Source organism: Mucilaginibacter sp. A3364, from assembly GCF_059690715.1.
This window is the reverse complement of the sequence record NZ_JCAWED010000001.1, coordinates 2,779,331-2,804,400: the sequence shown is the minus strand read 5'-3', so window position 1 is coordinate 2,804,400 and position 25,070 is coordinate 2,779,331. Positions and strand designations below refer to the sequence as shown.

At 45.7% G+C, this 25,070-nt stretch carries 22 protein-coding genes; 8 read left to right on the top strand and 14 right to left on the bottom strand.

Going from position 1 to position 25,070, the window contains the following annotated elements; all coding sequences use genetic code 11:
* Positions 1-81: 81 nt before the first annotated feature.
* Positions 82-1,485 carry a dihydrolipoyl dehydrogenase gene (lpdA, locus tag AC59JT_RS12450; RefSeq protein ID WP_497399257.1) on the top strand — a complete coding sequence of 468 codons (1,404 nt, stop codon included), beginning with the start codon at positions 82-84 and terminating at the stop codon, positions 1,483-1,485.
* A 477-nt stretch (positions 1,486-1,962) separates the two neighbouring features.
* Here the strand turns inward: lpdA and AC59JT_RS12445 are convergent, their stop codons facing one another.
* From AC59JT_RS12445 to AC59JT_RS12425, 5 genes are all read right to left on the bottom strand, one after another.
* Positions 1,963-2,532, bottom strand: coding sequence for a hypothetical protein (locus AC59JT_RS12445; RefSeq protein WP_497399256.1), 570 nt, complete (start codon positions 2,530-2,532; stop codon positions 1,963-1,965).
* A gap of 81 nt (positions 2,533-2,613) precedes the next feature.
* A complete protein-coding gene (locus AC59JT_RS12440; protein ID WP_497399254.1) occupies positions 2,614-3,657 on the bottom strand; it encodes a DUF6807 domain-containing protein in 1,044 nt (347 codons plus the stop codon).
* A gap of 99 nt (positions 3,658-3,756) precedes the next feature.
* On the bottom strand, positions 3,757-5,112 hold the full coding sequence (locus tag AC59JT_RS12435; RefSeq protein WP_497399252.1) for a Gfo/Idh/MocA family protein: 1,356 nt from the start codon (positions 5,110-5,112) through the stop codon (positions 3,757-3,759).
* A 35-nt stretch (positions 5,113-5,147) separates the two neighbouring features.
* Complete coding sequence (locus AC59JT_RS12430; RefSeq protein ID WP_497399250.1) at positions 5,148-7,352, bottom strand: putative Ig domain-containing protein; 2,205 nt, start codon at positions 7,350-7,352, stop codon at positions 5,148-5,150.
* 265 nt (positions 7,353-7,617) lie between these two features.
* Positions 7,618-8,517 carry a tetratricopeptide repeat protein gene (locus AC59JT_RS12425; RefSeq protein ID WP_497399249.1) on the bottom strand — a complete coding sequence of 300 codons (900 nt, stop codon included), beginning with the start codon at positions 8,515-8,517 and terminating at the stop codon, positions 7,618-7,620.
* A 136-nt stretch (positions 8,518-8,653) separates the two neighbouring features.
* On the opposite strand from AC59JT_RS12425, the gene murB reads away from it, so the two are divergent.
* Both murB and AC59JT_RS12415 read left to right on the top strand, forming a co-directional pair.
* Positions 8,654-9,673 carry a UDP-N-acetylmuramate dehydrogenase gene (murB, locus tag AC59JT_RS12420; RefSeq protein WP_497399247.1) on the top strand — a complete coding sequence of 340 codons (1,020 nt, stop codon included), beginning with the start codon at positions 8,654-8,656 and terminating at the stop codon, positions 9,671-9,673.
* Positions 9,674-9,910: 237 nt separating this feature from the next.
* Positions 9,911-10,447, top strand: a complete 537-nt coding sequence (locus AC59JT_RS12415) for an RNA polymerase sigma factor (RefSeq protein WP_497399245.1) — start codon at positions 9,911-9,913, stop codon at positions 10,445-10,447.
* Positions 10,448-10,561: 114 nt separating this feature from the next.
* Here the strand turns inward: AC59JT_RS12415 and AC59JT_RS12410 are convergent, their stop codons facing one another.
* The 8 genes from AC59JT_RS12410 to AC59JT_RS12375 all read right to left on the bottom strand — a co-directional run bounded on the left by AC59JT_RS12410 (position 10,562) and on the right by AC59JT_RS12375 (position 16,639).
* Positions 10,562-11,284 carry a helix-turn-helix domain-containing protein gene (locus AC59JT_RS12410; protein ID WP_497399243.1) on the bottom strand — a complete coding sequence of 241 codons (723 nt, stop codon included), beginning with the start codon at positions 11,282-11,284 and terminating at the stop codon, positions 10,562-10,564.
* A gap of 154 nt (positions 11,285-11,438) precedes the next feature.
* Positions 11,439-12,542: a hypothetical protein gene (locus tag AC59JT_RS12405; protein WP_497399242.1), complete on the bottom strand. Its 1,104-nt coding sequence runs from the start codon at positions 12,540-12,542 to the stop codon at positions 11,439-11,441.
* On the bottom strand, positions 12,526-13,635 hold the full coding sequence (locus tag AC59JT_RS12400) for a hypothetical protein (RefSeq protein ID WP_497399240.1): 1,110 nt from the start codon (positions 13,633-13,635) through the stop codon (positions 12,526-12,528). The genes AC59JT_RS12405 and AC59JT_RS12400 overlap by 17 nt, the downstream gene beginning before the upstream one ends.
* 99 nt (positions 13,636-13,734) lie before the next feature.
* Positions 13,735-14,226: a cupin domain-containing protein gene (locus AC59JT_RS12395; protein ID WP_497399238.1), complete on the bottom strand. Its 492-nt coding sequence runs from the start codon at positions 14,224-14,226 to the stop codon at positions 13,735-13,737.
* Between the two features lie 14 nt (positions 14,227-14,240).
* A complete protein-coding gene (locus AC59JT_RS12390) occupies positions 14,241-15,179 on the bottom strand; it encodes an EamA family transporter (protein ID WP_497399236.1) in 939 nt (312 codons plus the stop codon).
* 72 nt (positions 15,180-15,251) lie between these two features.
* On the bottom strand, positions 15,252-15,515 hold the full coding sequence (locus tag AC59JT_RS12385) for a hypothetical protein (protein WP_497399234.1): 264 nt from the start codon (positions 15,513-15,515) through the stop codon (positions 15,252-15,254).
* Positions 15,516-15,543: 28 nt separating this feature from the next.
* Positions 15,544-16,161 (bottom strand): hypothetical protein, encoded by a 618-nt coding sequence (locus tag AC59JT_RS12380; RefSeq protein ID WP_497399232.1) that lies wholly within the window; start codon positions 16,159-16,161, stop codon positions 15,544-15,546.
* Positions 16,162-16,195: 34 nt separating this feature from the next.
* Entirely contained in the window at positions 16,196-16,639 is a 444-nt protein-coding gene (locus AC59JT_RS12375) for a DoxX family protein (RefSeq protein WP_497399230.1), read from the bottom strand.
* 115 nt (positions 16,640-16,754) lie between these two features.
* On the opposite strand from AC59JT_RS12375, the gene AC59JT_RS12370 reads away from it, so the two are divergent.
* Genes AC59JT_RS12370 through AC59JT_RS12360 form a run of 3 tightly spaced genes read left to right on the top strand, consistent with a single transcriptional unit; the run spans position 16,755 to position 19,959 of the window.
* The gene (locus AC59JT_RS12370) at positions 16,755-17,345 is read left to right on the top strand and encodes a Crp/Fnr family transcriptional regulator (RefSeq protein WP_497399228.1); all 591 of its coding nucleotides are present in this window, start codon (positions 16,755-16,757) and stop codon (positions 17,343-17,345) included.
* 12 nt (positions 17,346-17,357) lie between these two features.
* Positions 17,358-18,614 carry a Na+/H+ antiporter gene (locus AC59JT_RS12365; protein WP_497399226.1) on the top strand — a complete coding sequence of 419 codons (1,257 nt, stop codon included), beginning with the start codon at positions 17,358-17,360 and terminating at the stop codon, positions 18,612-18,614.
* Between the two features lie 34 nt (positions 18,615-18,648).
* Positions 18,649-19,959, top strand: coding sequence for a glycoside hydrolase 5 family protein (locus tag AC59JT_RS12360; RefSeq protein ID WP_497399224.1), 1,311 nt, complete (start codon positions 18,649-18,651; stop codon positions 19,957-19,959).
* Between the two features lie 241 nt (positions 19,960-20,200).
* On the opposite strand, the gene AC59JT_RS12355 is transcribed toward AC59JT_RS12360, so the two are convergent.
* The gene (locus AC59JT_RS12355; protein WP_497399222.1) at positions 20,201-20,593 is read right to left on the bottom strand and encodes a VOC family protein; all 393 of its coding nucleotides are present in this window, start codon (positions 20,591-20,593) and stop codon (positions 20,201-20,203) included.
* Between the two features lie 210 nt (positions 20,594-20,803).
* Here AC59JT_RS12355 and AC59JT_RS12350 point away from each other — a divergent pair, with 210 nt between their 5' ends.
* Both AC59JT_RS12350 and AC59JT_RS12345 read left to right on the top strand, forming a co-directional pair.
* Positions 20,804-23,110 carry a GH92 family glycosyl hydrolase gene (locus tag AC59JT_RS12350; protein WP_497399220.1) on the top strand — a complete coding sequence of 769 codons (2,307 nt, stop codon included), beginning with the start codon at positions 20,804-20,806 and terminating at the stop codon, positions 23,108-23,110.
* 114 nt (positions 23,111-23,224) lie between these two features.
* Positions 23,225-24,931, top strand: coding sequence for a sialate O-acetylesterase (locus tag AC59JT_RS12345; RefSeq protein ID WP_497399218.1), 1,707 nt, complete (start codon positions 23,225-23,227; stop codon positions 24,929-24,931).
* Positions 24,932-25,070 lie beyond the last annotated feature (139 nt).

Here is a 25,070-nt window from a genome sequence, read left to right as displayed (position 1 = left end):
TATTAGTCAAAAAACGCTAATTAACTAACCCCTAATGCCTAAAACCCTTAACTTTGCCACGCAATAAAAAATACACTCACTATGCAATATGATGTTATCGTTATAGGTTCGGGCCCGGGTGGTTATGTAGCCGCTATACGTTGTGCCCAACTAGGTTTAAAAACAGCTATCGTTGAAAAATATGCTACCTATGGTGGCACCTGCTTAAACGTGGGTTGTATCCCATCAAAGGCGCTGCTGGACTCGTCTGAACATTACCACAATGCCGTTCACGCTTTTGCAACGCATGGTATCAATGTAAAAGATATTAAGCTTGATTTTGGCCAGATGATAAAACGCAAAGCCGATGTGGTAGCTAAAAACACCGCGGGTATTGCATTCCTGTTCAAAAAAAATAAAATAACCCCGTACCAGGGTATGGGTTCGTTTAAAGATAAAAATACCGTTATTGTTACCGCTGCCGATGGTAAAACCGAAGAGCTGACCGCTAAAAACGTGATCATCGCCACCGGCTCAAAACCATCAAGCCTGCCGTTCCTCCAGATCGACAAAAAACGTATTATCACTTCAACCGAAGCTTTAACCCTAACCGAAGTGCCTAAACACCTGATATTAATTGGTGGTGGCGTTATCGGCCTGGAGTTAGGTTCGGTATACGCGCGTTTGGGTGCTAAGGTATCGGTAATTGAGTTTATGGATGGTATTATCCCAACCATGGATAAAGCTTTAGGTAAAGAGCTGCAAAAAGTATTGGCCAAACAAGGCATGGAGTTTTACCTTAACCACAAGGTAACCGGCGCCAAAGTTAAAGGCAATGAAGTTACCGTAACATTTGACGCCCCTAACGGCGATAAAAAAGAGCTGAAAGGCGATTACTGCCTGGTAGCTGTTGGTCGTGTGGCTTATACCGATGGTTTAGGTTTAGATAAAATTGGTATTACCGTTGAAGAGCGTGGCCGTAAAATTACGGTTGACGACCATATGCAAACCAGCGTTCCGGGCGTTTACGCCATTGGCGACGTGGTAAAAGGTGCCATGCTGGCCCACAAAGCCGAAGAAGAGGGTACTTTAGTAGCCGAACAGATCGTAGGCCAAAAACCACACATTAACTACAACCTGATACCGGGTGTTGTTTATACCTGGCCTGAAGTTGCTGCCGTAGGCCAAACCGAGGAGCAGTTGAAAGAAAAAGGCGTGAAATACAAAACAGGTTCGTTCCCGTTCCGCGCCAGCGGCAGGGCAGTAGCCAGCGGCGATCTGGATGGCTTTGTTAAAGTTTTGGCCGATGCCGCTACTGATGAGATACTGGGTGTACATATGATTGGTCCGCGTGCGGCGGATATGATAGCCGAGGCCGTAGTGGCCATGGAATATCGCGCCAGCGCCGAAGACGTAGCCCGCATGAGCCACGCCCACCCAACCTATACCGAAGCTATGCGCGAAGCGTGCTTAGCGGCTACGGAGAATAGGGCGATACATATTTAGTGTGCAATTAGCAGTTTTAAGTTAGCAGTTTGAATACAAAGGCCTTTCCAGATGGAGAGGCCTTTTTGTGTTGAAGTGGGGTAGTGGCCTGTCATGCTGAGCTCCGTCGAAGCATGAGCGTAGAGGCCTTTGCCCACATGCTTCGACGGAGCTCAGCATGACACCCTCTTTTTCATTAAACTTGCGCTCGTTTGTAACGAGCGCTTAATATGGTTTAGCATTTGTAATGCGATTCAATCGCCAGACCACGTTAAGCACTCGTTGTAAGCGAGCGCAAGAAGAGATTTATAAGCAGCAAGGCCTTTCCATCCGGAAAGGCCTTGCTGCTTATAATTATACTGTTAGTCCGGATTTTAAATCCCGGACTCCCGGGTTGCGGATTTGTAATCCGCTTTATGTTAAGCTTGTGGAGCGTGTACGGGGATTGCAAATCCCCGGCTCCGGGGTCCGGGACCACAGATCCGGACCAACAGAATGTTATTTGAAGTAGAAAGAGTATTTAAACTCCTGTCTTATTACTCTTTCAATTTCTGTATATATGTTGGTACGAGTGTCTTTTAAAGGAAAACGAGTAAAGAATTTAAAGCAATGGTATTTATCTCCTTTCTTTATTTCTATAACGTACATCGAGAACGGTTGATGAAGAGAAAACCCATCTTTAAAGGATTCTTCTTGTGTTTGACTTTTTATGTCGAACAGATTGAGGGAGTCTAAACGGGTAAGAAATTTATCAACTCCACTATAAGGTATCAGTTGTGTTTTTTTGTAATAGGAGGGTTTGTTTTTCCTTCTGACACCTACCTCGAATTCGTTCAAATATGATTGCGTATTATATGTGGTGTCTTTAGATATTGAAATTACTCGTTCTATGGAAGTGCCGTTATTTATCCAAACCCTGAAAGCCACGTCTGTTTCGCTTAATGCGATGGGTTGTAAACGCGATGCTGTGTGTCCGAAATTATAAAAAGGCATGGTAAACTCCTTCACCTTAGGCGAACAGCCAAATGACGCCAGCAAAAGGCAAAAGAAAACGAAGCGTATTTTCATCAAGGTTTAGTTTTTTACGCTTAAAAATAAATAAAAAAGCCTCTCCATAATGGAAAGGCTTCAATTTTTTAAGCAATGTGATTATTTCTTTGCAAATGCCGCAGTCAGCGTATTTAGTTGTTTTACACTTAGTGTGCTTTTGCCATTACTAATCACCACACGATATCTAAAAGTAACCGACTCTCCCTTTTGCAAAGTCAAATTCTTAGCCGATTTACCATTTGTAAAAATCTTCTCGCCCAAAGGATTAGCCGCAAACAAGCCATAGCCACGCGCATGCCAGAAGGTAGGATAATTCACGTTCTTCGGATGATCAATAATAGCGATGCTCACCGAGTCTGTGCCCATTTTACCAAAAACCTTGCACCATTCGCCGCGGGTGCTCCAGGCGTCGTCGCCGGTTTTGCCGGCGCTGGTTAAGTAGTTACCGTTGGGTAGTTTATCGGTACCGGCTTTAACTACGGTTACAATGCCTTTGTCGTCGGTAAATTTTTGGTCGGTTTTGCTTGGTATTTCAAGGGCGTGGGCCAGGCGCAGGCCCAGCATACCGTCTTTAGCGTCGTTAAATACGGCTTTTTGCGCGGCGGTTAGTGTAGTAACCCGGTCGATGATGCGTTGGTTGGCATCGCCGCTAAACTCGTAGCGGGTTGTTTCTTCCAGTATCACTTCTTTGGCCTGGTTGGTCCAGTTGGCGTGGTAGGCTATTACACCGGTGTTGCCGCTTTTGGTTTCGGTAATTTTATCGGTGCGGATCCAGCCGTATTGACTTTTTTTAGCGGTCGGAATAGCATAGCTGTTGTTCCAGAAATCAAGACCGTTAAGGTTCTCAAAATTAAACCACAGGCCGATGTGATGCGGGTGATCGGTCGGGTCGCCGGGCTGCGGATTGATCGGGAAGCCACGGGTAACCACCGTGCCGTTGGCCGCGTGCAGCGGGTACAGTACCGATTTCTCCAGCGTATCCGGGTACAGGAAGGTGGTGAAAGGCTTGCCGCCGATCAGCACATCTATCTTTTTATCTTTTGCAGATTTTACTACCGATACCAGCTGCTGCTTTTGTGCCATAGCAGATGTTGCCAGAGCGGCAATTAATAAGGCCGATCCTGTTAATTTTAGTGCTTTCATATTAATAGGGATTGAATATCGAACACCGAATGTCGAATATCGAACGATGAAGTACTTCGACATTCATCATTCAATATTCGTTATTCGATATTCAAGATATTAGTATTTAAATACCTTGCCGTTAACCATTACTTCCTGCGTTTTCTCGTCGAAAGTAGCTTTGCCGCCGGTGTGGGCAGCAGCGGTGGTCATCATGTTGGCAATTGAGTGGCTGTAACCTGCTTCAACAGGCGCATTAGGTGTTTTACGGCTGCGTACACACTCCATCCAGTTACGCACGTGGTTTGAAGTTAGCTGATCGCCGCCGGTATTGGCTGATGCTACAACCGCCTCGGTATTTTTAAGGCTGATGTTTGGCAGCAGGAACGGTTGCATATTCATGGCTTTGGCCATGCGCTCGGTTAAACCACCTTTAGGAGATATTTTGTTGGTGATCAGGTTCAGTTCGCCACCTGTCGAGTAGTAGATCTCTGATGGATTCTCATCGCCATTATGCATACGCGAACCGAAAGTTACCTGGAAGCCTTTGCTCATGTCATCCAATGGTCCGTAATCAAACACAGCCATAATGGTATCCCAGTTGCGACGACCATCTTTCCACTTGTAAATACCACCGTTGGCCACTACGCTACGCGGATGTTTTAAGCCGGTAAACCAGTGTACAGTATCAATTTGATGGCTCATCCACTGACCAGGCAAACCTGAAGAATAAGGCCAGAATAAACGGTACTCCAGGTAAATACGCGGATCAAATTTCTCATAAGGGCGGTTCATGATGAAGCGTTTCCAGTCGGTATCCTGCTCTTTTAAAACGTTCAACAATTCGGGACGGCGCCAGCGGCCGGGTTGGTTTACGTTCCAGGTTAATTCAACCATGGTAATATCACCAAACTTGCCAGATTGGATGAACTCGTTAGCTGCATGGTAATTACTACCACTACGGCGCTGCGAACCGATTTGTACGATCTTGCCGGTCTCTTTAACCGCTTTCATGGCTGCCTTGGCATCTTCCATGGTCTCGGCAAATGGCTTTTCAACATAGGCATCGCAACCGGCTTTTACAGCCTCGATGGCGTGGCGCGCGTGCTGGAAGTCGGCGGTGCTGATGAATACCGCGTCAACCATTTTGCTGTCGTAAAGCTCCTCGTTGTTGCGGAAAGCTTTAACGTCGTTATTCATTTTGCTCTTCCATTGGGCGGCACCTTCTTCGCGACGCTTGTTCCATATGTCTGATACGGCTACCACTTCAAAGTTTAACTCTTTGTAATGGTTCATAAAGCACGGCATGTGCGAGCTGCGGTGACGATCCGAAAATCCTACTACACCCACGCGTACTCTGTCGTTCGCACCTATAATGCGGTTATAACTTTTGGCGCTCCAACTTGGCTGACTGATCAGCAAGCCTGCACTGGCCAATGATGCCTGTTTTATAAACTTACGGCGTGATTCTTCCATCGGTATTATTATTTTGAGGTTTGATATATAGTTTATTATTTACGTACAGTTATTAATAACACACCATGTGGTGCTACTTTGCCGCCCACACTGGCAACAGCGTGCTGGCGCCATGCATCGCGGTAAGTGCTGTAACCTTTAAGTGCCGCGTCAGTTTTTGGCAGGCTGATAGACTGATATTTATCCGTCATGTTAAACAAGCCGATGGCTTTGCTGCCGTCTTTCAACTCCTTAACCCAAATCTGGTAGGTGTCGTTTTTGATGTATTGGCGGGCGCTTTTGCCTAGCTCGTCCTGGTTTATGGCCAGTACTTCGTCGTTGGTAAGCAGGCTAAGCGTAAAGCGGTCAAGGCTACCCATGTCGCAACCAATTAATAACGGCGATGCCAGCAGGCTCCACAAGCTAATATGGGTGTACTGCTCATCATAAGTTAAGCGGGTATTGTGCAGGCGCGGGCCCCAGCCAACTTTACCCACAATCAACATATCCGGATCATTAAAGTGCCCCGGACCGGCATATGGCGCGGCTTTATCCTGCGCGAAACCTATGCGGTACATGCTTTCCCAGGTATCTTCAATATCGCCGGTTGTGCGCCAGCTGTTACCGCCTGTTTCGGCGCCCCAGGTCCATACATTGCCCATGCCGTATTGGCAAAAGCTGTATAAAATATCACGGTTTGTTTTTTGTAGCGATTGGCGCATTACCTCGTAAGGTTTTTTCATAGCGGCCAGGTCGGGGCGTGGGGCGATCTGGCTGTATGAGCACCAGTCGTATTTCAGGTAGTCAATACCCCAGTCGGCATAGGTTTGGGCATCCTGATCTTCGTGCTGCCAGCTGCCCAGGTAACCGCCGCAGGTACGCGGGCCCGGCGACGAGTAAATACCCATACGCAGGCCAAGGCTGTGCACATAATCGGTAGTTCCCTTCATATCCGGGAATTTGTTGTTGGTTACTATTTTACCGTCTGCTGCGCGTTCTTCGGCTTCCCAGCCATCGTCAATGTTCACGTAGTTCCAACCGTGCGCGGCTAGTTTGCCCGACATTTCGCGGGCGGCTACGCGCACTCTTTCATCATCAACACTCAGGCCGAAAGCGTTCCAGCTGTTCCAGCCCAGCGCGGGGGTAAGGCCAATTACATCGCCTATGACAAAAGTGAATTTTTTGGTTGCGCTGCCCAGTTTGTTAGTTGCGGTAAAGGTTACCGCATAATTGCCTTTAGCGGATACAGTGCCGGTAATAATACCCGTTTTGGTATCTAAACTTAAACCCTCAGGCAAGCCGCTGGCTTTGTAGGTTAAGGGTTTCTGCCCGGTAGCCGGGATCAGGTATATTACAGGTTTGCCCGGCCTTGCGCCCAATATAGCAGCACCGTTAATTTTAGGAGTTTTGGCTACTGCAGGCGTAAGGATATAAGGCGTAGTTTGATTCTTAACTATACTCTTGCCCGATTTTGCATCAAAAAATTTGTAAGTGATATGGTATGATTTTTTTGCAGGGGCCGGGAATTGCAACCAGTACTTAAACACTTTACCGTTGCTGAAATCTGCCGCAAGTGATGGTTTGTTGAAAACCACGGCACCTGTTTCCGGGTCGGTAACTTTTATGCTGAAGGTGCCTTTGTAGTTGTATGAACCTTTGGTTACTAACCTGATCTCTTTGCCCAGCGTGTTTTTTTCGCCAAAGGCAAAATCACCTTCGGTATCAATAATGGCGTTGCGCATTACATCCGCCATTACCAGGTGAAAATCGGTACCATAAATACCGCCCGCCCCGCCTGTATCAAAAATGCGGATGGCAAACACGTTTTCTTTATCCCACAAAATAGCTGGATCCTTAGCGCTGATGGTATAGCTGCGCGGACCGTAATGCCCGTTTTTTATTGTACCGCTATGACCGCCGTATTTAGCTATCAGTTTGCCGTTAAGGTATATCTCGTCATTATCGTCAACGCTGGCCAGGTTTATTACCACGCTATCTTTTAAATAAGCTTTTTCTTTTAACGATGACGGGATAACCGTATGCAGGCGATACCAGCCAAAACCATCATGCCCCGGATAGCCTAAGTCTTCCCATGCCTTGGTGATATCGGCATTTTTCCATCCTTTGTCATCAAAATCAGGTTTGGCCCATTGCATATCATCACCAATGTTAATTTTCCAGCCTTTGGCTATAGAAAAAGTTTGTGCGCGCGCGTTAATGCAAAGCGACAGCAAGAACAAAATGAGGAGGTTTTTCTTCACTGCTAAATAATTTTTTTTGAAACGTTATAACTGGTTCAAGCTGTAGTGCACAGCTAAAATCAAATATCAATTAAATAAGACGAAAAATGATATCTGATTGTTAAAAAGTACGCAAACGTTTGAGGAGGGGGGGGATAGTCCATAGTCGATGGTCCATAGTCAATAGTCCACATACCGTTTGGGTAGCGCAGAGCAGACTATGGACCATTTTACTGATGAATATTGCCGCAAGTTGTTACCCATTATCAGGGTTTTATTAACGCAATTAATTACCCAGTTCTTTTAAACGTTTTTGAGCATTGAGTTTTGTACTCTCCTCGCCATGTTTTTCGGCGAGTTTAAAATATTTAATAGCATTTGGCTTATCCTTACTATTGTAATAACACATCGCTATGTTATTTAATACAATGCCATCTGTAGGCGCAAGTTTTTCTGCTTTAAGCAAAGGTATCAGCGCGTTGCTGTAATCGGCCTTAAGCAGGTAAGTGATAGCCAGGTTTGATAAATTCTCAACATTATCAGGGTCGTACTTTAAAATAGTTTGCGCTACAGTACGCATGTTATCTAACTGCTCGTCGCCCGCGTTAAATAACTGGCCTATGTAATCCTGCAGGGCAGATAGCATGAATTTTTTGGGTTCAGGTATTGCCTTGCCGTCACTCCATGTCCATTGGTAGCTATTTATTTGCGATTGCTCAATTACCGCCACAATACGCTTTGTAAACAAGTTATACTCCTTAATTACTCCAAGCGCGTATACTTCGCCAAAACGCATATCAAGCCTTGCCGGGAAGTTTTCAATGCCTTTATGGATGTAGTTAAAACCGCTATCAATTTGTTTTACCTGGTAGGATATACCCCCATCGTTTATATAAGCCACCGGCTTTTTAGTCTTAGGGTCGTTAATAACAATAGATTTTTCGCCGGTTTGCGTGGTGCTTAAATTCAGTATTTCTTTTTTGCTTTTAACGAAGTAGTAGTTAAAATATGATATATATAGGTCAGGATCGTTTGCCGAGCTTTTCTCCCATTGTTGCAAAACACGCAGCTGGCCCGTAGTATCTTTTTTAGCAAAAAGTTCGCGAAAGTTTGCCCTGAAATCCTGCGCACCACAATTTGGCGCTATCAGCATAAACAATATGATGGCTATGGTACTTCTTTTCATGTAAGGTTTAGTGTTATTATGGGCATGAATATAGCGAACATTATTTATGCTGCAATAATAATTTAACGGTTCGGTACGTCCGGTCATCTATCAACCATTAACTATGAACCATCAAAAAATAAGCTAAATTTGCGCCATGCTACAAATACAGGAAAACGTCTCGCTTAAAAATTTTAACACCTTTGGGGTTGATGTGAATGCTCGCTACTTTGTGGAAATTAATCACGAAGACGACCTGGCGGAGCTATTTATGGACACGCAGTGGATAGACCAGCCGCGCCTGGTAATGGGTGGCGGCAGTAATATGCTGCTGATAAAAGATTTTGAGGGACTGGTTATCCGCCTTAATATACGTGGTATTGAGCATCGCATAAGCCATAACGATGTATTTGTAGAAGCCGGTGCCGGCGAGGTATGGAATGACTTAGTGAACCATGCCGTGCAGCACGGCTATGCCGGATTGGAGAACCTGAGCCTCATACCCGGCTCGGTAGGCGCATCGCCCATACAAAACATTGGCGCTTACGGTGTGGAGTTGAAAGATGTGTTTGAAAGCTGCAAGGCTTTTGAGATAGCCACCGGCACCTTCCGCACGTTTAGCAAAGCCGATTGCAATTTTGGTTATCGCGAAAGTGTGTTTAAGGATGAATTGAAGGGGCAGTATATTATTACCTCCGTAAAATTTCATCTATCATTATTGCCAAACCTAAAGTTAAGTTATGGCGCCATAGGCGACGAATTAGCCAAACGAGGTATTACCGAGCCTACTATTAAAGACGTGTCTGAAGTGGTTTCGCACATCCGCGTAGCTAAACTGCCCGATCCATCAACCATCGGCAACGCCGGTAGCTTTTTTAAAAACCCAGTTATTACCGCCGAAGGGTTTGAGCCACTGCATGCTAAATTTCCAGACGTGGTAAACTATCCGGCAGGCGAAGGTTTGGTAAAACTGGCCGCGGGCTGGTTAATTGAGCAATGCGGCTGGAAGGGTAAAGTGGTTGGAAATACCGGAACATGGAAAAACCAGGCCTTGGTTTTGGTGAACCATGGCGGTGCCACGGGTGCAGAAGTGTACAACTTTTCGTCGCAAATAATAGACAGTGTGCACACTAAATTCGGCGTCACCCTACAACGTGAAGTGAATATCATTAATTAAAATATTCCTACTCTTTATTTTGTTAAACAAGCCTCATAAGGGTTTGTTTTCTTTTTTTATGGCTATGGTAATTTTGCCTATTTAGCTGTAGATAAGTGTAATTACGTAATTTTAAGTGTATTTATTACACTAAGTTGAAATTGTCATCAATAAGTCAACCAAAACATGGTTAAACAAGCCTAACGGCGGTTTTGTGGTATCAGGATTGTATATCAGGTAGTACAAAACATTTAACCGATGACAAAGATTGAGTTTAACACCCTGGTATTACGTCAAGCAAGTTCACTAAGGTCATACGCCTTACATTTTACACATGACGCAGACGATGCTAACGACCTTGTTCAAGATACAATGTTGAAAGCCATAACTTATTACAATAAGTTTAAAGAAGGCACCAATTTAAAAGGATGGTTGTATACCATCATGAAAAACACGTTCATTAACAACTACCGCCGTTTTGTTAAAATGAGCACTTTTGTTACCAAAAGCGATGAGATATCATCACCAAACCTGGTATTCAGCTCAACCAAAAACCAAGGCGAATCAAAATTTGTGATGGACGATATTAAACGCGCTTTGGACCGTTTACCCGAAGATTACTACGTACCATTTACCATGTATTTTGAAGGGCACAAATACCATGAAATAGCTGATCATCTTTCTATTCCTATCGGTACAGTTAAAACCCGCATCCACGTTGCGCGTAAACTGTTAAAGAAAAACCTTAAAGCGTATGATAGCGGTGTTAAAAAACCGGTATATGCCGAGAACTAAGCCAAACATTAACTCAACCATATAAAAAAGAAAGCCTCCCGATATTTCGGGAGGCTTTTTGTGTTTAAACCTCGGCCCGTCACGGCGTGCAGGGTTGGGATAGCCTGGCAACGCTTATTTCACCTTCTTCCAGACCTCATCATAGCCATTACCCTTAATATACCATAGCGAGTCTTTTATTTTATAATTATAGGTCCCTATTTTACCATTCATATATTGGCGGTAGCCATTGCCCGAGGTTTCTACCAACTCAGAGTAAGTTTTATGCGCTTCGTCTACCGTGTACGAGCCGGTGAAGGCGGCATGCATTAAACTCTGTTTGGTTTCAATATCGGTTACTACAAACATGGATTGCGTGAGTACTTTGTACCTTATCTGGCCAGGCTTGCCGCCATACATGGTATCCAGCTGGCCGTTGCTCATTATTTGCCAGGTGCCTACCAGTTCGTTTTGGTCGCTCATGGCTTTTTTGCTGCTGTAGCAGGCACTAAAAACAATAGCTATTACGCTTAAGGTGAATGCAGATAGAATGCTTACTTTTTTCATTGCGTTGGTTTTAAAGTTGAAAAGATCAATTACATAAAATCCAATTTTTTGTAACCTGCCGGGACCGGCCTCCGCGGTTTTTTGTGGCGAAGTTGATCCGTAAACATCTTCGCCCAGGGTGGTAAATATTAGCTTTATAGTATAGCTGCGGGGCATTACTTCGCCTGCTTCAATGCGTTGCAGTGTGCGCACACTGAGGTTGCATTGCTCCACAAGCTCTTCTTGTGTTAACCCTTTAGCTTTTCTGAGATTAGCTATTTTTTTACCTAAGGCCGGTTGCTGTAAGTCCATAAAATTGATAAGGCAATGATATTAGTAAGCCCACCAAAGTACAAATATTAGCCCTGTATTTATAGCCGACATTAGCCCGACACGAAAAATTCCTGTAAAAACACGAAAGCAACCCGACATTTGGCGTGTTGCTGTAAATACTGGCGGATAGTTGTTATTTGATAATAAAAACCCGCTCATAGTAAGCGTTATCTTTTTTAACCTCTTTGGTAATATCGCGATCGAACACGCGATTAAGGTTATTGCCTGCCAGATCTTCTAAACGGGCGGCTACACGGAGTTTGTAGTTTTGGGAAGCCCAGGGCTGGGTAGGGGTAAATTGCCATGCTTTGTCTCTATTGGCAGTGCTAATGGTGCCCGCAACGGGCTTGTCATCTGCCCCTAAAATGGTAATTGATTCCTGTAATAGGTAATGATCGAAAGGTTCGCCTAATTCAATAGTCAAAGCATCAGTGCTGCCGGTTTTAGGTAAGGTCAGCGTCCATTGGTTTATATCCGGGTTAATACCGTCCCGCGCCGCGGCAATAAAGTTTTTAGTGTATGTTTTGGGGAGGGGTGTGCCCTGGCTGTCTTTCCAATTAGCTTTAACTAAGAGTTGATAACTTTCCGCTTTTTTAAGGGGATTGCCTAGTTCGCGGTTAAGCACCAGGTCCCGTTTGATGCGGCCGGGGTCTATCCATAGGGTAAGTATGGTGCCGCTGGTATCCCATAGTTCGGGTTGTAGATTCAGGAACACACGGTGCAGGGTGTCGCGGTTCTTATCCAGCAGGTACACATGCTCCAACGAGTTACCTGTACGCATGGGCGTAGCGAAATGCAGGTAAAGTTTTAGGGTGTTCTCGGGGAGAGTATCAGTTTCGGGATAGATGTGCAGCAGTTCGGGCGATGTCTGCGCCGATCCCACTTCAACCGTAACCTTACAAATAAACACATTGGCCTGCAACACCGAGTAAGTTTGCCCCGGCGTAAGCGGTATGGCAGGTTCAAATAGTATATAGCCGTCTTTGGGTGTAAAGGTGCCTAATATACCGGTGTCGCTACCTTCGGGTATGGTTACGCGTAGCGGATGCGTTTTAATATCCTGCAAACTATCCGCCGGGAATTTGATGCCTGTAGCTTTGCCGTTGGTGTAAACTACTTCTACTTGCTTCGCGCTTTGTTTATCGGCACCACAGCCGGCCAATAACAAAAACACCAGGCTATACATAAAGCATAGCCTGGCGTTCTTTATAAAACCAGTGTTAAATATTCTTACCATCTGATGTCCAAAGATCAACATCGCCATTAGCTTTGGCTTGTATCACCACTGCTCTGCCATCATCCAGTTTATCAATCTGCAATACTTTTTCGTAAGGTAATTTAACAAATGCCGTACCGCCCGATCCCGGGATGCGCTCGGTTAAGCTACCTTGAAATTGTTTAATATCGTTCAAACTCACTTTGGCTGCCGGGCGGTTGCTGTTGGCCATTACCAAGTAGCTTTGGTTGTTTTCGTTCAGCCATATCATATCGCTTGGCGTGTTTTGGTTACCCATTTCGGCAATGGTGCGGCCTTTTACGTGGGCGCCAGGTTTCAGCTCATCCATCGGGAACAGTACCAGCGGCGTGCATGTATAGCTGGCCACTAAATAGTTTTTACCATCAATAGTAGTAGTGGTGAAAGTGCGGATAGGCGAGGTAGTTTCATAACGGCCATGTGAAGTGTGGTACATCTCTAAAGTCGATTCATCTTCCTGTTTAGCAGTAAACGGAAAGCTAATGCTGCGGAATGAAGAGCTGAACTCTTTATTACATAAACCGCTCACCATCAATTTGCCATTGGCGAAACCCATGTCTGAGATAGAGGTAATACGCAAAGGCTGGCCGCGACGATCTTTAGCATCTGCCGGTGGTACGTTGTTTAACTCAACGGTTGAGAAGTTGATGTTTTTTAGGCTAACCGCTTCTATTTTGTTATCGTTGTTCAGTGTCAATAGTACAGGGGTGCCATCGGCGCTTTTAACGGCTATGTATAGTTTTTTTGATACCGGGTTAACGGCCACATCAGTAATGCTGATGTTTTCTTTGGCGGTGCCGAGGGCTTCGGCGATTTTAATGTCGATGTGTTGCACGTCGTAAGCTTTTACCGTGGCTGGTTTCTTAGTGTCTTTGGTATCAAAAGCGATAACCGACGCGTTGTACGAATCGCCCAGGAACAAAACACCCGACGGCCCGAAGGTTAACGAAGTGATAGATTTAATTTCGGGCGAACCCATTGCAAAACCGTATGGCGACTTAGGCGCACGGTTAAAGCCTGCAAACAACAGTACACCTACTATCGCGACAGCAGAAAATAAATAGGTCTTTTTCATATTTTAAATGATTTATGTTTATAATGGGATGGTGCTATAACAAATATAAAATAAGCTTTGCTGAAAAGGGAATTTAATTGGCTGATAACAAGAATATTACTAAAGCCTGCATAGCCTACTTACAATGGCCTCATGCTGCGGATATCGCGCCAGCAATACCTGCTTTTTGGCCATCTCAAACTCTGTAAACTCAAAGCCCGGTGCCACAGCGCAACTAACCAGCGTAAAGCCCGTGCTCGATGGTATTTCGGCAGCGAACCAGAGGCCGGCATCTACGATGACCGAAAGGCTGCCGGTGGGTTGATCAGATAATTCGTGTGTTGTTAGATTGCCTTGTTCATCCAAAGTATATATGTTTAAGGGCGATCCTTTATGAAAATACCATAGCTCATCAGACGCGATGCGGTGGAAACCCGAAAAATCATTTCCTTCCAATAAATAATGGATAGAGGTACAGGCCTGTTTTGCCCCGTTTGGCGGGTTACGTAATACAGACTGCCGGGATCGGAATATCTCGCGGAAATAGCCACCCTCGGGATGGGGGTGCAGCTTTAAATGCTCTTTCCAGTAGCGCGCATTTTCAATAGTCATGGTAGTACTTAGGGTTACTTGGTAGCCGCCTTTTTGGCGTATTGATTGTAATTTAGCAACAACACGCTAAATAATATCACAAATAATCCTATAAGTTGTAAATTTGTTATTACCTCACCGGCAAAACAAACGCCAAGCAACACCGCTATAACGGGGTTTACATATGAGTGCGTGCTCACCTGCGTTGCCGGCCGCACTGATAGCAGCCACACATATGCGCTGAAAGCGACAATAGAACCAAAGAAAACCAAATATCCAATGGCCAGCCAGGCTTGCGTAGGCACGGCGCTTATATCAAAACCATTAAACTCGTTGTGCAAGGCCGATGCAGGGAGATAAGCTATACCAGCTATCACCATCTGCCAAGCGGTATTTACACCTGCGGAAGCTGTGCTGCCTTGTTTTTTTGAATACAAACCACCCAATGCCCAGGCTCCCGGGCCAAACAATAGTAGTATTAATCCCAGCAATTGCTCATTGCTTATGCCACCGTTAACCGATTTATGAATAGCTTCGCCAAACAACATAAACACACCGCCGAAACCTACAATTAAACCCAATATGGTAGTAACACTTTTAAGGTTGGTTTTCCAATTAGCGCGGTCAAGCAGTACAAACCAGATGGGGTTGGTTGATACCATAATAGCTACCATAGCGCTGGGGATGCTTTGCTCGGCCCATATTACGATGCCCATGCCCACAAAAAGCATCAGCAGACCGCTAACAGCAGCGGTTTTTATATCGCGCAGATTCCATATTTTATCGCCTTTGATGGCGCACCAGGCCAGCATTAAGCCGCCGGCCAGTAAAAACCTCACAGCCCCCATCAGCATGGGCGGAAAGCCGTGTATGGCCATCTGTATAAAAAAGTAGGTTGAACCCCACACCACGTACACTATAGCAAAGGCAACTATAACTAATAAGGTAGATGTTTTTTTTTGCTGCGTTGCCATAAGGTATCGTTGTTGTGAATGTGTAGCAATATGGCAATTTTCTTTCAGATAGCCGTAGTGGGAGGTGCAACCTTAATTAATTTTTGACGTGGATTTTACATCGTCATTCAATTGCGCTGTTTGTTTGTTTACAGGCCTGATAGCCTGCTCATTCAGTATATGCAGCAGCGGGTTGTCAGGATCAATAAAATTGATGCTTTTAACCATTTGCTGTTGTACCGGCACAGTTAAATTGTTGGTACTACCCGCGCAGCCGGTAAGCAGCGTGGTAACAATAAACATCAGGTTATAGATTTTGGTAATGATGTATGCTTTAAGTAATTGTAAGTGTTTCATGGTATGGGATGTTAAGAGGCGGTACTTGTTAGTACTGCCCGGCATTTATTTCCCTTTCGGGGATGTTGTAGTAGGCGTAATCAACAACGGTTATCTTTTCCTGCCCTTCGGTATACGCAATGCGGATCCAGCCGTAATACGTTTTACCGCCGGTTAAAAATTTTACACCCAGGTAGGCCTGTTGTTTGCTTATCCACGGGCCGATAAAGTTTTTTTGAGCGCCTGTAAAAGTGGCTATAAATATAAAGGCGCTGTTTGTTCCTGTATTCCAGCGCAAGGTGGCAGATAAATTATCGCTTATCTTATCGCCGGTGTTAAACGGGTTAACCCAAAAGCCACCAAAATTGCCAATAGCCTGCTTTTGCACAACTATCCTGTTGCCGGCCCCTACTTTTGAAAATACAGTGAGGTATAACGACTGCCTGTCGTTCTCGATGCCCTCTACGCCAAAGAATATAAAATCAGCTACATTATCGTTATTAATATCAACAATAGCAGGTGTGTCGTAACTGGCTACAGCTTTGAGGGTTTTGTGTATTATCTGGCCTGCAGGATCATTAGGATTTGGGGTAGGTGTAGAGTCGTGTTTTTTGCAGGCCTGAAATACAAATGCTGTAATAGCAATAAGGGTTAAATACTTTTTCATGATGGAGGATGTATTAATAGCTGAAAGACGGGACTTACTCATTAACAATAAGCCTGTCAACAGATGCTTTGCCACCACCGCTTATGGCTAGTGATATGGCAAGCGCTATCATCAGTATAAAATACTCAATGCCTTCGCCTTTTTGCGCGCCGTACCAGTTCATAAAAAAGCCGTTTTGCAGGTGCGATGTAAGTACTATACCCAGCGTTACGCCGGCAATTGCAAGGGCCGACAGGCGGGTAGCCAGACCCAGTATTAAAGCAATCGCCCCAAAAAACTCGATCAGGATAACCAGCAGAGCAATGATCCATGGTAAGTGCATGGTTTCGGTAAAAAAGCCCATGGTGCCGCTAAAGCCGTATCCGCCAAACCAGCCGAAAATTTTTTGTGCCCCGTGAGGGAACATTACCAGGCCTAATAATACGCGCTGCACCAGGGTAGCATAACTGTTGTTTGTTTTAAAGATTAATGTTTTCATTTTTTATTGATTATTTGTTGCCGCAAAGTTGCGACGCGCGGCATGGGTGGCCAATCACACAGGTTTAATAATTACGTTAACCTATGTTAAGGTTTTTTGCTATTTTAGTTTGCTTATGTGGGATCTGCTTATTCAAAATATCAGCAAAAAAGGTGTGGAGCTTAACGCCGATGAGGTGGCCATTTTGCAATCGCTTTTCAGGTATAAGGCCTATCGCAAAAGGCAATATCTGCTGCAGGCGGGGGATGTAGCCCGTTATGAAGTGTTTGTGATAAAAGGGCTAACGCGAAGCTATACCGTTGATGAAAAAGGGCAGGAGCACATCATTTCTATCAGTCCCGAAAACTGGTGGGCCGGCGATTTGTACAGCTTTTTTACCGGCGAACCCACCGAAACCAACATAGACTGTCTTGAACCCACCGAAGTGCTCCAAATAACTAAAGACGATATTGAGCTGCTGTGCGAGCGGGTACCCAAAATGAATATCTATTTCAGGATATTGTACCGCAACTCGGTCATCGCGTACAGCAAACGTATTAAATCAACATTGGATAAAACGGCTTTGGAGCGCTACCGGGAATTTCAGCAAAACTACGCGCATATTGAACAGCGTGTGCCTAATCATTTAATAGCATCTTTTTTGGGTATAGCCCCTCAAAGTTTAAGTAGGCTACGCAAGCAGGCTATTACATCTGCCAAACAATAAAACAATACAATTTTGGAAAACTACAGCATAGTTTTATTTATACTGGCCGTAATGATCGGCTTTTCAGCATTGGCCGATAAGATCAAACTGCCCTACCCGGTGCTGCTTATCACGGCGGGGATAGCGGTAGGTTTTATCCCGTCCATCCCCAATATCGAGCTAAACCCCGAAATTGTATTCCTTATATTTTTGCCGCCTTTGTTGTATGATGCAGCTTTCAATATATCGTTCAACACCTTTAAAGCTAACCTTAATACCATATCAACCCTGGCCATAACGCTGGTATTTGTTACCACGGCGGGCATAGCGGTTGTAGCGCATTATTTAATTCCGGGCATGACCTGGCCTTTATCATTTGTACTTGGTGCTATACTTTCAGCAACGGATGCCGTGGCGGCCATGAGTATTACTAAAGGTTTGGGTTTATCGCACAGTACCAATACTATTTTAGAGGGCGAGAGTTTGGTTAACGATGCCTCGGCGTTGGTGGCTTACCGCTTTGCTGTAGCCGCCGTTACAGGTACCGCCTTTGTGTTCTGGAAAGCATCGCTGGAGTTTGTGATACTGATGGCGGGTGGCGTGCTGGTGGGTTTGGTTATGGGTAAGTTGTTATCGTTTGTGATAGAGTGGGTTGGGAAAAACGCTTTGGTGGTAATTAGCTTTATGTTGCTGATGCCTTTTGTTACTTATCAAATTGCTGAGGAATTGCATGTATCGGGGGTTATTGCGGTGGTGATGCTCGGCCTCGCCATAGCACGTTATGGCCGCAAGGTCTTCCCGGATCATTTCAAGCAGCAATCCAAAAACATCTGGGATGTGATCATTTTTTTGCTGAACGGCTTGATATTTATTTTGATCGGTCTGCAGTTTCCATACGTTATCAAAAGCATTCATCCCGACCAGGTGCTGCCTTACATCGGCTACGCTTTTATTATAACTGTGGTGGCTTTGCTGATACGTATTAGCCGGGTATTTACACAACGCATAAACCTGGAAAAGGCATTTGCCAAAGGCCACCCGCGCATTAAGCAGGAAGCTTTGTTTACGTTGAAGGACAGCTTAATTATTAGCTGGTCGGGTATGCGGGGTATTGTTTCTTTAGCTATCGCGATAGGTTTGCCGTCGCATTTAGGCAACGGGCAGCCATTTCCGCAGCGGCATGTTATTATATTTATTTCGGTAGTGGTGGTGTTGTTTACGCTGATAGGGCAGGGGCTTACTTTGCCATGGATTGTGCGCCGCTTAAAAGCCGATGAGGAAAAACAATAAGCCACAGGCTTGTTATTACATAAATTTACAGGTAATGAAATTGCATAAAATAGTTTTCAGCATAGGTTTAGTATTAATGGGTATGGCCGCATTTGCACAAACGGGTTTTGTAAAAGTTAAGGGCACGCAGTTTACCATAAACGGCCGACCGTATTATTACGCGGGTACCAACTACTGGTACGGCGCGCTGCTGGCCGGTGTTAATGGTGCGGCAGGCAAACAGCGTTTGGCTAAGGAGCTTGATTTTTTAAAAGGCAAAGGCGTTACCAACCTGCGCGTTTTTGTAGGTGCCGAAGGGAAAGCTACCCATCCGTTCCGCGTGCCTTATTCTATACAACCCGAGCAAGGTAAAATAGACCAAAAATACCTGCAAAGCCTGGACTATTTTATGGCCGAAGTTGCTAAACGCGATATGAAAACTGTGCTGTACTTTACCAATAACTGGGACTGGAGCGGCGGCATTACCCAATACCTTAAATGGAACGGCCACGGCGAGCCGCCCGTTACCAAAGGCTACGGCAACCCCGGCACTACCGATGGTAAAGACTACTGGGAAGAGATCCAAAAATATACCACTCAATTTTACAATTGCGATGCCTGCATCACCGCGCTGGATAATTTTGTAAAGATCATCATCAACCATAAAAACACCGTTAACGGCCGCATTTATGCTAACGACCGCGCTATTATGGCCTGGGAAATTGCCAACGAGCCGCGCCCAATGCAAGCTAACAACATCCAGGCTTTCCAGGCATGGTTAGGGCATATTTCGGCTTTTATTAAAAGCCAGGATAAAAACCATTTAGTAACTACCGGCAGTGAAGGAGACATAGCTTACCCTAACAACCCCGACGGCTATATTAACAGCCACAAGGATGCTAATATTGATTACCTCACCATCCACATATGGCCAAAAAACTGGGCGTGGTTCCGCGATACTTCTATAGCTAAAAGCTGGAAGGATATTGCCTACAATACCGAGCAATATGTTGCCAAACACGTAGCCATAGCCAAAAGCCTGAACAAACCGCTGGTGATAGAAGAGTTTGGCTTACCGCGCGACAGGCATTCGTTCGCCCAAGGCAGCCCGACCGCTAATCGCGACAGCTACTACGAACTGATGTTTGACCAATGCGTAAAAAGTAAGGATGTTATAGCCGGCCTCAATTTTTGGGGCATGGGCGGTTTCGCCAAAAACAACCCCAAGGGCAGCATATGGAAACCCGGCGCTGATTTTACCTGCGACCCGGGAACGGAAGAGCAGGGTTTAAATTCTGTTTTTGCGGGAGATGCTTCTACGTGGAAGGTGATACAGGAAGGTGCAAAGGCTTTGACCACCAAGTAACGCGCCGCTTAATTTGCCACTACGCTAAAAGCCCCATAGGGGCTACGTGCTTATAGCAACACAACAAGGAAAAAGGCTCCGTAGGTGCCTCGTGTATAAACGGGGCACCTACGGAGCCTTTAATTTTTTGATCGAATTCTATAAACACGGTGCTCCTACGGAGCAATCAGCGCGATTGTTAGCTTTAAGATTGACAGATCAATCCAGGTCAACTAATCTTTAATCAACCAACCTCTAATCACTACCCCTCATCCTCCAACACCGAAAATATATTCCCCGACGGATCTTTAAACCAGGCAATGTTGGGGCCGCGACCGTCGCTGCGGCAAATGCCTTTTTCGTCGGTTTGTATCTCGCCGGTATATTGTTCAAATTTTACGCCTTTGTCGGTAAGCCAATCTACAGCCTCGTCAATATTTGGCACCGGGAAGTTTAGCACGGTGTAGGTTGCCGGCTCGTGGTTGGGTTTAGGGTAAACCAGCACCTTGCTGCCGCTATTTACATCAAGCTCCAATATACCCATGGGGTTATCATCACTGGCTTGTAAGCCTAAAACTTCGGTATAAAACTTTTTGGCCTCCTGTATATCCTTCACAGAAAAACCGCTGAATGCTTTCGAATTTTTTAAAGACATAAATTTTTGTTTTAAATGTTTATTGGGCGAAAGGCGCAGGCATGTTCAATTAATTAACACTTAGGCTGTTGTTTGGTTTTAAGGGCTTATCAACAATGTATCAAAACAATTACCGCCGGGGTTTTTATAAGTAATTTTATTTTTATAGTATTGATGTACTTGTAAACCAATTTTAAAAGCCTGCCTGTAAACCGGCAAGCAACCTGTATCATGAAAACAAAACTTACCCTATTAGCATGCTGTATGCTTAGCAGCGCCGTTTTCGCGCAGCAAAAACCTAAAGCGGTGGCCGCCAAACAGGCGCAGGTAAAAACACCTGTTGACTATGTAGACCTTTACATTGGCAGCATTAACCCCAAAACGCGCAGCACCGGTCCGGTTATAAAAACGCCCAATGGTAACGTAACCTTCTTCCCGCAGTTTACGCCCGAGATTGAGGATTTTTTCCTGGCGGATAAGATCTACAGCTTCCCGATAGGGTTTGGCAGCATCATAGCCACCAAAGGCGAACTGAGCAACTTTACCCCACGCGCCAATGCTTCACACTTTGATCATGATATGGAAACAGCCACCCCATATTACTACCAGGCATTGCTAGAAGATAGCGACATTAACACCGAATACACTTTAACCGACAATACCTGTATCTATCGTTTTACGCTACCCGGCGGCCAGGCTAATAACCTGCTGATAAGTCTGCAGCCAAGTGCCGATATTGAGGTTGCCGATTATAAAGTGATCAAAGGATCGACAGCTTTTGGTGGTCGCGGTAGAAACAATGCAGGTGCTACAGCCGAGCGCCGTTACTTTTACGCCGAGCTAAGCAAACCCGTAAGCACATATGGCACCGCGCAAAATGGTACAACTTCGCCGCAAACCATTGTTAAAGGCAATGGCGTAAGCTTGTATCTAACTTATAAAAATGTACCTTCAGTACAAACTGTTGATCTAAAAGTGGGCTACTCAACGATCAGTGTTGAGGATGCCAAAAAGAAAATAACTGCCGAAATAGGTACGCAAAGCTTTGACCAGGTAAAAGCCAAAACCAAAGCCGCCTGGAACGCCGAGCTTAACCTCATCAAAATAAAAGGAGGCAGCGAACGCCAGCGCGGTATATTTTACAGCACCCTGTATCGCACCCGTGCCCTGCGCATGGGCAACGTATGGGATACTTATCGTAGTGCCTACGCCTTGCAGGACATGATCAAACCCGAAGAATCGGTAAAAGCCATTAACAATTTTATTAACGCTTATGAGCGTAGCGGATGGCTAACCAGTTCGGGGGCTATGATAGGCCATCATTCAACAGCAGTAATTACAGAAGCCTACTTAAAAGGCCTACGTGGTTTTGATGTAGAAAAAGCCTATGCCGGTATGCGCAAAAACCATATGGAAGCTACCATGATACCATGGAAAGATGGCGGGCAGGCACCTTTGACAGAATTGGAGAAAACTTATTTTGAAAAAGGTTTTTATCCGGCCCTGCCTGTTAAAGATGATGCCGGTAAACCCGAGAAAGTTGATAAATACGCCCGCCTGCCTTACAACGTAAAATGGTTGCCCGAAGTTGGTGTTGAAGAAACCGTAAAAGAGGTAGACGGCTGGCACCGCCGCCAATCGGTTTCGGTGACATTAGAGCATTGTTATGATGACTGGTGCCTGGCGCAAATGGCCAAAGCCTTAGGTAAGACAGACGACTATAACCTGTTTATGAAACGGGCCGGTAATTACCGCAACCTGTTTAAACCATCAATAGGTATGATGGCCCCAAAATCTGCCGATGGCAAATGGATAGAGCCTTTTGATCCGCGTTTTTCCGGCGGATTTGCGGGTGAAGGCTATTTCGCCGAAGGCAACTCGTGGACCTACACCTGGCACGTACAGCACGACGTGCAGGGCCTGATAAACCTAATGGGTGGTAACGATAAATTTAACACAAAGCTTGATTCGCTATTTACCGTAGGCCATGGCCCGGCAGATAAGTTGGCTTTCCTGGGACAGTTTCCGGATATGACGGGTTTGGTGGGCATGTACACGCAAGGTAACGAGCCTGCTTATCACATTCCCTACCTGTACAACTACTCGGGCCAGCCCTGGAAAACCCAAAGCCGCGTGCGTATGCTGATGGATCTTTGGTATGACGTAACGCCGCAAGGCATAAGCGGCGATGAGGACGGCGGTGCCACTTCAAGCTGGTATGTTTTTAACTCTATCGGTTTCTACCCGCAAAACCCAAGCAGTACCGTGTTTGATATTGGTAGTCCGCTGTTTGATGAAACTACCATTAACGTTGGTGGTGGAAAAACCTTTGTGGTTGAAGCTAAAAATGTATCGCAAAAAAATAAGTACATACAATCGGCTACGCTAAATGGCGTCGCTTTAAATAAGCCTTGGCTTAAAAACGGCGATATTGTAAAAGGCGGTAAAGTAGTATTCGTAATGGGCCCGCGCCCTAACAAAAGCTGGGGCAGCGCTGCTGCTGATGCGCCTCCTTCAATGTCGGCACCTATAAATTGATTTTAGGCTTTAGTCGAAAGTCTTGATTTGCCAATATTATTATATCTGTCCGCAGGGTCTCTCATAAAGGACCCTGCGGAGGCGATTGAATTATGCACTAAACATCAACCTAAATTGAAACGAATTACCACCGCCGCGCTATGCCTTTTGCTACTAGCCGGCAAAACCCTACATGCCGAAGTAAGATTACCCGCCATATTTGGCGATAACATGGTGCTGCAACGTGATATGAAAGTACCTGTATACGGCTGGGCCGATGCCGGCGAAGCTGTGCAGGTAACCTTCATGGGCAAAACCTACAAAACCGTTGCAACACCAAACGGCAAATGGCTGCTTAAGCTAAACGCCTACAAAGCTGGCGGACCGTACGAAATGCAGGTAAAAGGCAAAAGCAACAACATTAGCTATAAAAATATTTTAGTAGGCGATGTATGGCTATGCTCGGGCCAATCAAACATGGAGTTTGGTATTCAAACCGAAAAAAATGGAAAGGAAGCCATAAAAACGGCCACCGATACGGAGATACATTACTTTTATGTGCCGATGAACCTGTCGTTAACGCCTGTAGACGACATTGCCAAAACACCTGCTGGTTCGCCGAATGGAAAATGGCTGGTAGGATCGCCTGAAATGATGGCCGACCCGAAATGGGCCTGGCACGGGTTTTCGGCAGTGGGTTTTTACTTCGCGCAGCAAATACGCAAAACTACCGGCGTACCGCTGGGTATGATAGGCAGCTACCGTGGCGGCACACCTGTAGAAAGCTGGATAAGCGAAGAAGGCTTGAAAATAGCACCCGCCTACGCCAAACCACTCGCGCGATATAAATACCTGGTTGATAATTACGAAGCTGCCAGCAAAACCTATCCCGCCAGAATGAAAGCATTTCAAGACAGCATGAAAGCCTGGAACGAAGGCTACGGCAAAACTTTCGAGCCTATACAAAAGAAATGGGATGCCGAAGCCAAAGCAGCCCGCGAACGGATGGAAGATGCGCCACCAAGCCCAAAACCTGCCGTGCCGCAACCCAAATGGCCATGGGATGCCTTAGGTGGTTACAACGCGCCCACCACTAACTATAATGGTATTATATCGCCCTTGGTGGGCTATGGCATTAAAGGCGTGCTATGGTACCAGGGCGAAACCAATGGCGATGACCTGGAAGGTGCGGTTGAGTATAAAGACCATTTTCCACGTATGATCAGTTACTGGCGCAGTAAGTGGGGGCAGGGTAATTTCCCTTTCCTGTTTGTGCAATTGCCGGGCTACCATGCGCCGGGTAAAACGCCGTCGAGCGGTAACTGGCCATGGGTGCGCGAGGGGCAGCAAAAAACATTGGCGCTGCCCAACACGGGCATGGCTGTAATTATTGATGCAGGCGAAGCTTTTGACGTGCACCCGGCAAGTAAAATTGATGCCGGTGAGCGTTTGGCACTGGTAGCACAGCACGATGTTTATAAGCAAAAGGTGGTATCTTCGGGCCCTACTTATAAATCAATGCGGGTTGCTGGTAATAAAGTAATCATCACTTTTGACCACGTACACAAAGGCCTGGTAGCCGGTCGTCCGCCACGCCCCGGCGAAATGACCACCATGGAGATCAAAGAACTGAAAGGCTTCGGCATTGCCGGTGCCGACCATAAATTTGTTTGGGCCAAAGCCGTTATAAAAGGTAATACCGTTGAGGTAAGTACCGACGAGGTAGCCCGCCCGGTAGCCGTGCGCTACAACTGGAACGATAACCCGGCAGGTAACTTGTACAATCAGGATGGCCTGCCCGCTGCGCCTTTCCGCACGGATGATTGGTCGCCGTTTTTGTAGGCTGTATCCCTGAGTCAGAAATTCACCAAGTCCCAGCAGGGTCTCTCGCAGAGGACCCTGCTGGGACAGAATGGGAGTTAGACTTACGAAGGTTCTAAAACTTCGTAAGTCTGCTCGGGCTATTTGTTTATAAAAAAAT

Bases quoted from the DNA above. Each gene is read 5' to 3' on its own strand.
- AC59JT_RS12375 (WP_497399230.1), bottom strand. From the start codon at position 16,639: ATGAAAACATTAATCTTTAAAACAAACAACAGTTATGCTACCCTGGTG.
- AC59JT_RS12350 (WP_497399220.1), top strand. From the start codon at position 20,804: ATGAAAACAAAACTTACCCTATTAGCATGCTGTATGCTTAGCAGCGCC.
- AC59JT_RS12405 (WP_497399242.1), bottom strand. From the start codon at position 12,542: ATGGTAAGAATATTTAACACTGGTTTTATAAAGAACGCCAGGCTATGC.
- AC59JT_RS12355 (WP_497399222.1), bottom strand. From the start codon at position 20,593: ATGTCTTTAAAAAATTCGAAAGCATTCAGCGGTTTTTCTGTGAAGGAT.
- AC59JT_RS12445 (WP_497399256.1), bottom strand. From the start codon at position 2,532: ATGAAAATACGCTTCGTTTTCTTTTGCCTTTTGCTGGCGTCATTTGGC.
- AC59JT_RS12440 (WP_497399254.1), bottom strand. From the start codon at position 3,657: ATGAAAGCACTAAAATTAACAGGATCGGCCTTATTAATTGCCGCTCTG.
- murB (WP_497399247.1), top strand. From the start codon at position 8,654: ATGCTACAAATACAGGAAAACGTCTCGCTTAAAAATTTTAACACCTTT.
- AC59JT_RS12425 (WP_497399249.1), bottom strand. From the start codon at position 8,517: ATGAAAAGAAGTACCATAGCCATCATATTGTTTATGCTGATAGCGCCA.
- AC59JT_RS12370 (WP_497399228.1), top strand. From the start codon at position 16,755: ATGTGGGATCTGCTTATTCAAAATATCAGCAAAAAAGGTGTGGAGCTT.
- AC59JT_RS12380 (WP_497399232.1), bottom strand. From the start codon at position 16,161: ATGAAAAAGTATTTAACCCTTATTGCTATTACAGCATTTGTATTTCAG.
- AC59JT_RS12395 (WP_497399238.1), bottom strand. From the start codon at position 14,226: ATGACTATTGAAAATGCGCGCTACTGGAAAGAGCATTTAAAGCTGCAC.
- AC59JT_RS12390 (WP_497399236.1), bottom strand. From the start codon at position 15,179: ATGGCAACGCAGCAAAAAAAAACATCTACCTTATTAGTTATAGTTGCC.
- AC59JT_RS12385 (WP_497399234.1), bottom strand. From the start codon at position 15,515: ATGAAACACTTACAATTACTTAAAGCATACATCATTACCAAAATCTAT.
- AC59JT_RS12415 (WP_497399245.1), top strand. From the start codon at position 9,911: ATGACAAAGATTGAGTTTAACACCCTGGTATTACGTCAAGCAAGTTCA.
- AC59JT_RS12400 (WP_497399240.1), bottom strand. From the start codon at position 13,635: ATGAAAAAGACCTATTTATTTTCTGCTGTCGCGATAGTAGGTGTACTG.
- AC59JT_RS12435 (WP_497399252.1), bottom strand. From the start codon at position 5,112: ATGGAAGAATCACGCCGTAAGTTTATAAAACAGGCATCATTGGCCAGT.
- lpdA (WP_497399257.1), top strand. From the start codon at position 82: ATGCAATATGATGTTATCGTTATAGGTTCGGGCCCGGGTGGTTATGTA.
- AC59JT_RS12410 (WP_497399243.1), bottom strand. From the start codon at position 11,284: ATGGACTTACAGCAACCGGCCTTAGGTAAAAAAATAGCTAATCTCAGA.
- AC59JT_RS12360 (WP_497399224.1), top strand. From the start codon at position 18,649: ATGAAATTGCATAAAATAGTTTTCAGCATAGGTTTAGTATTAATGGGT.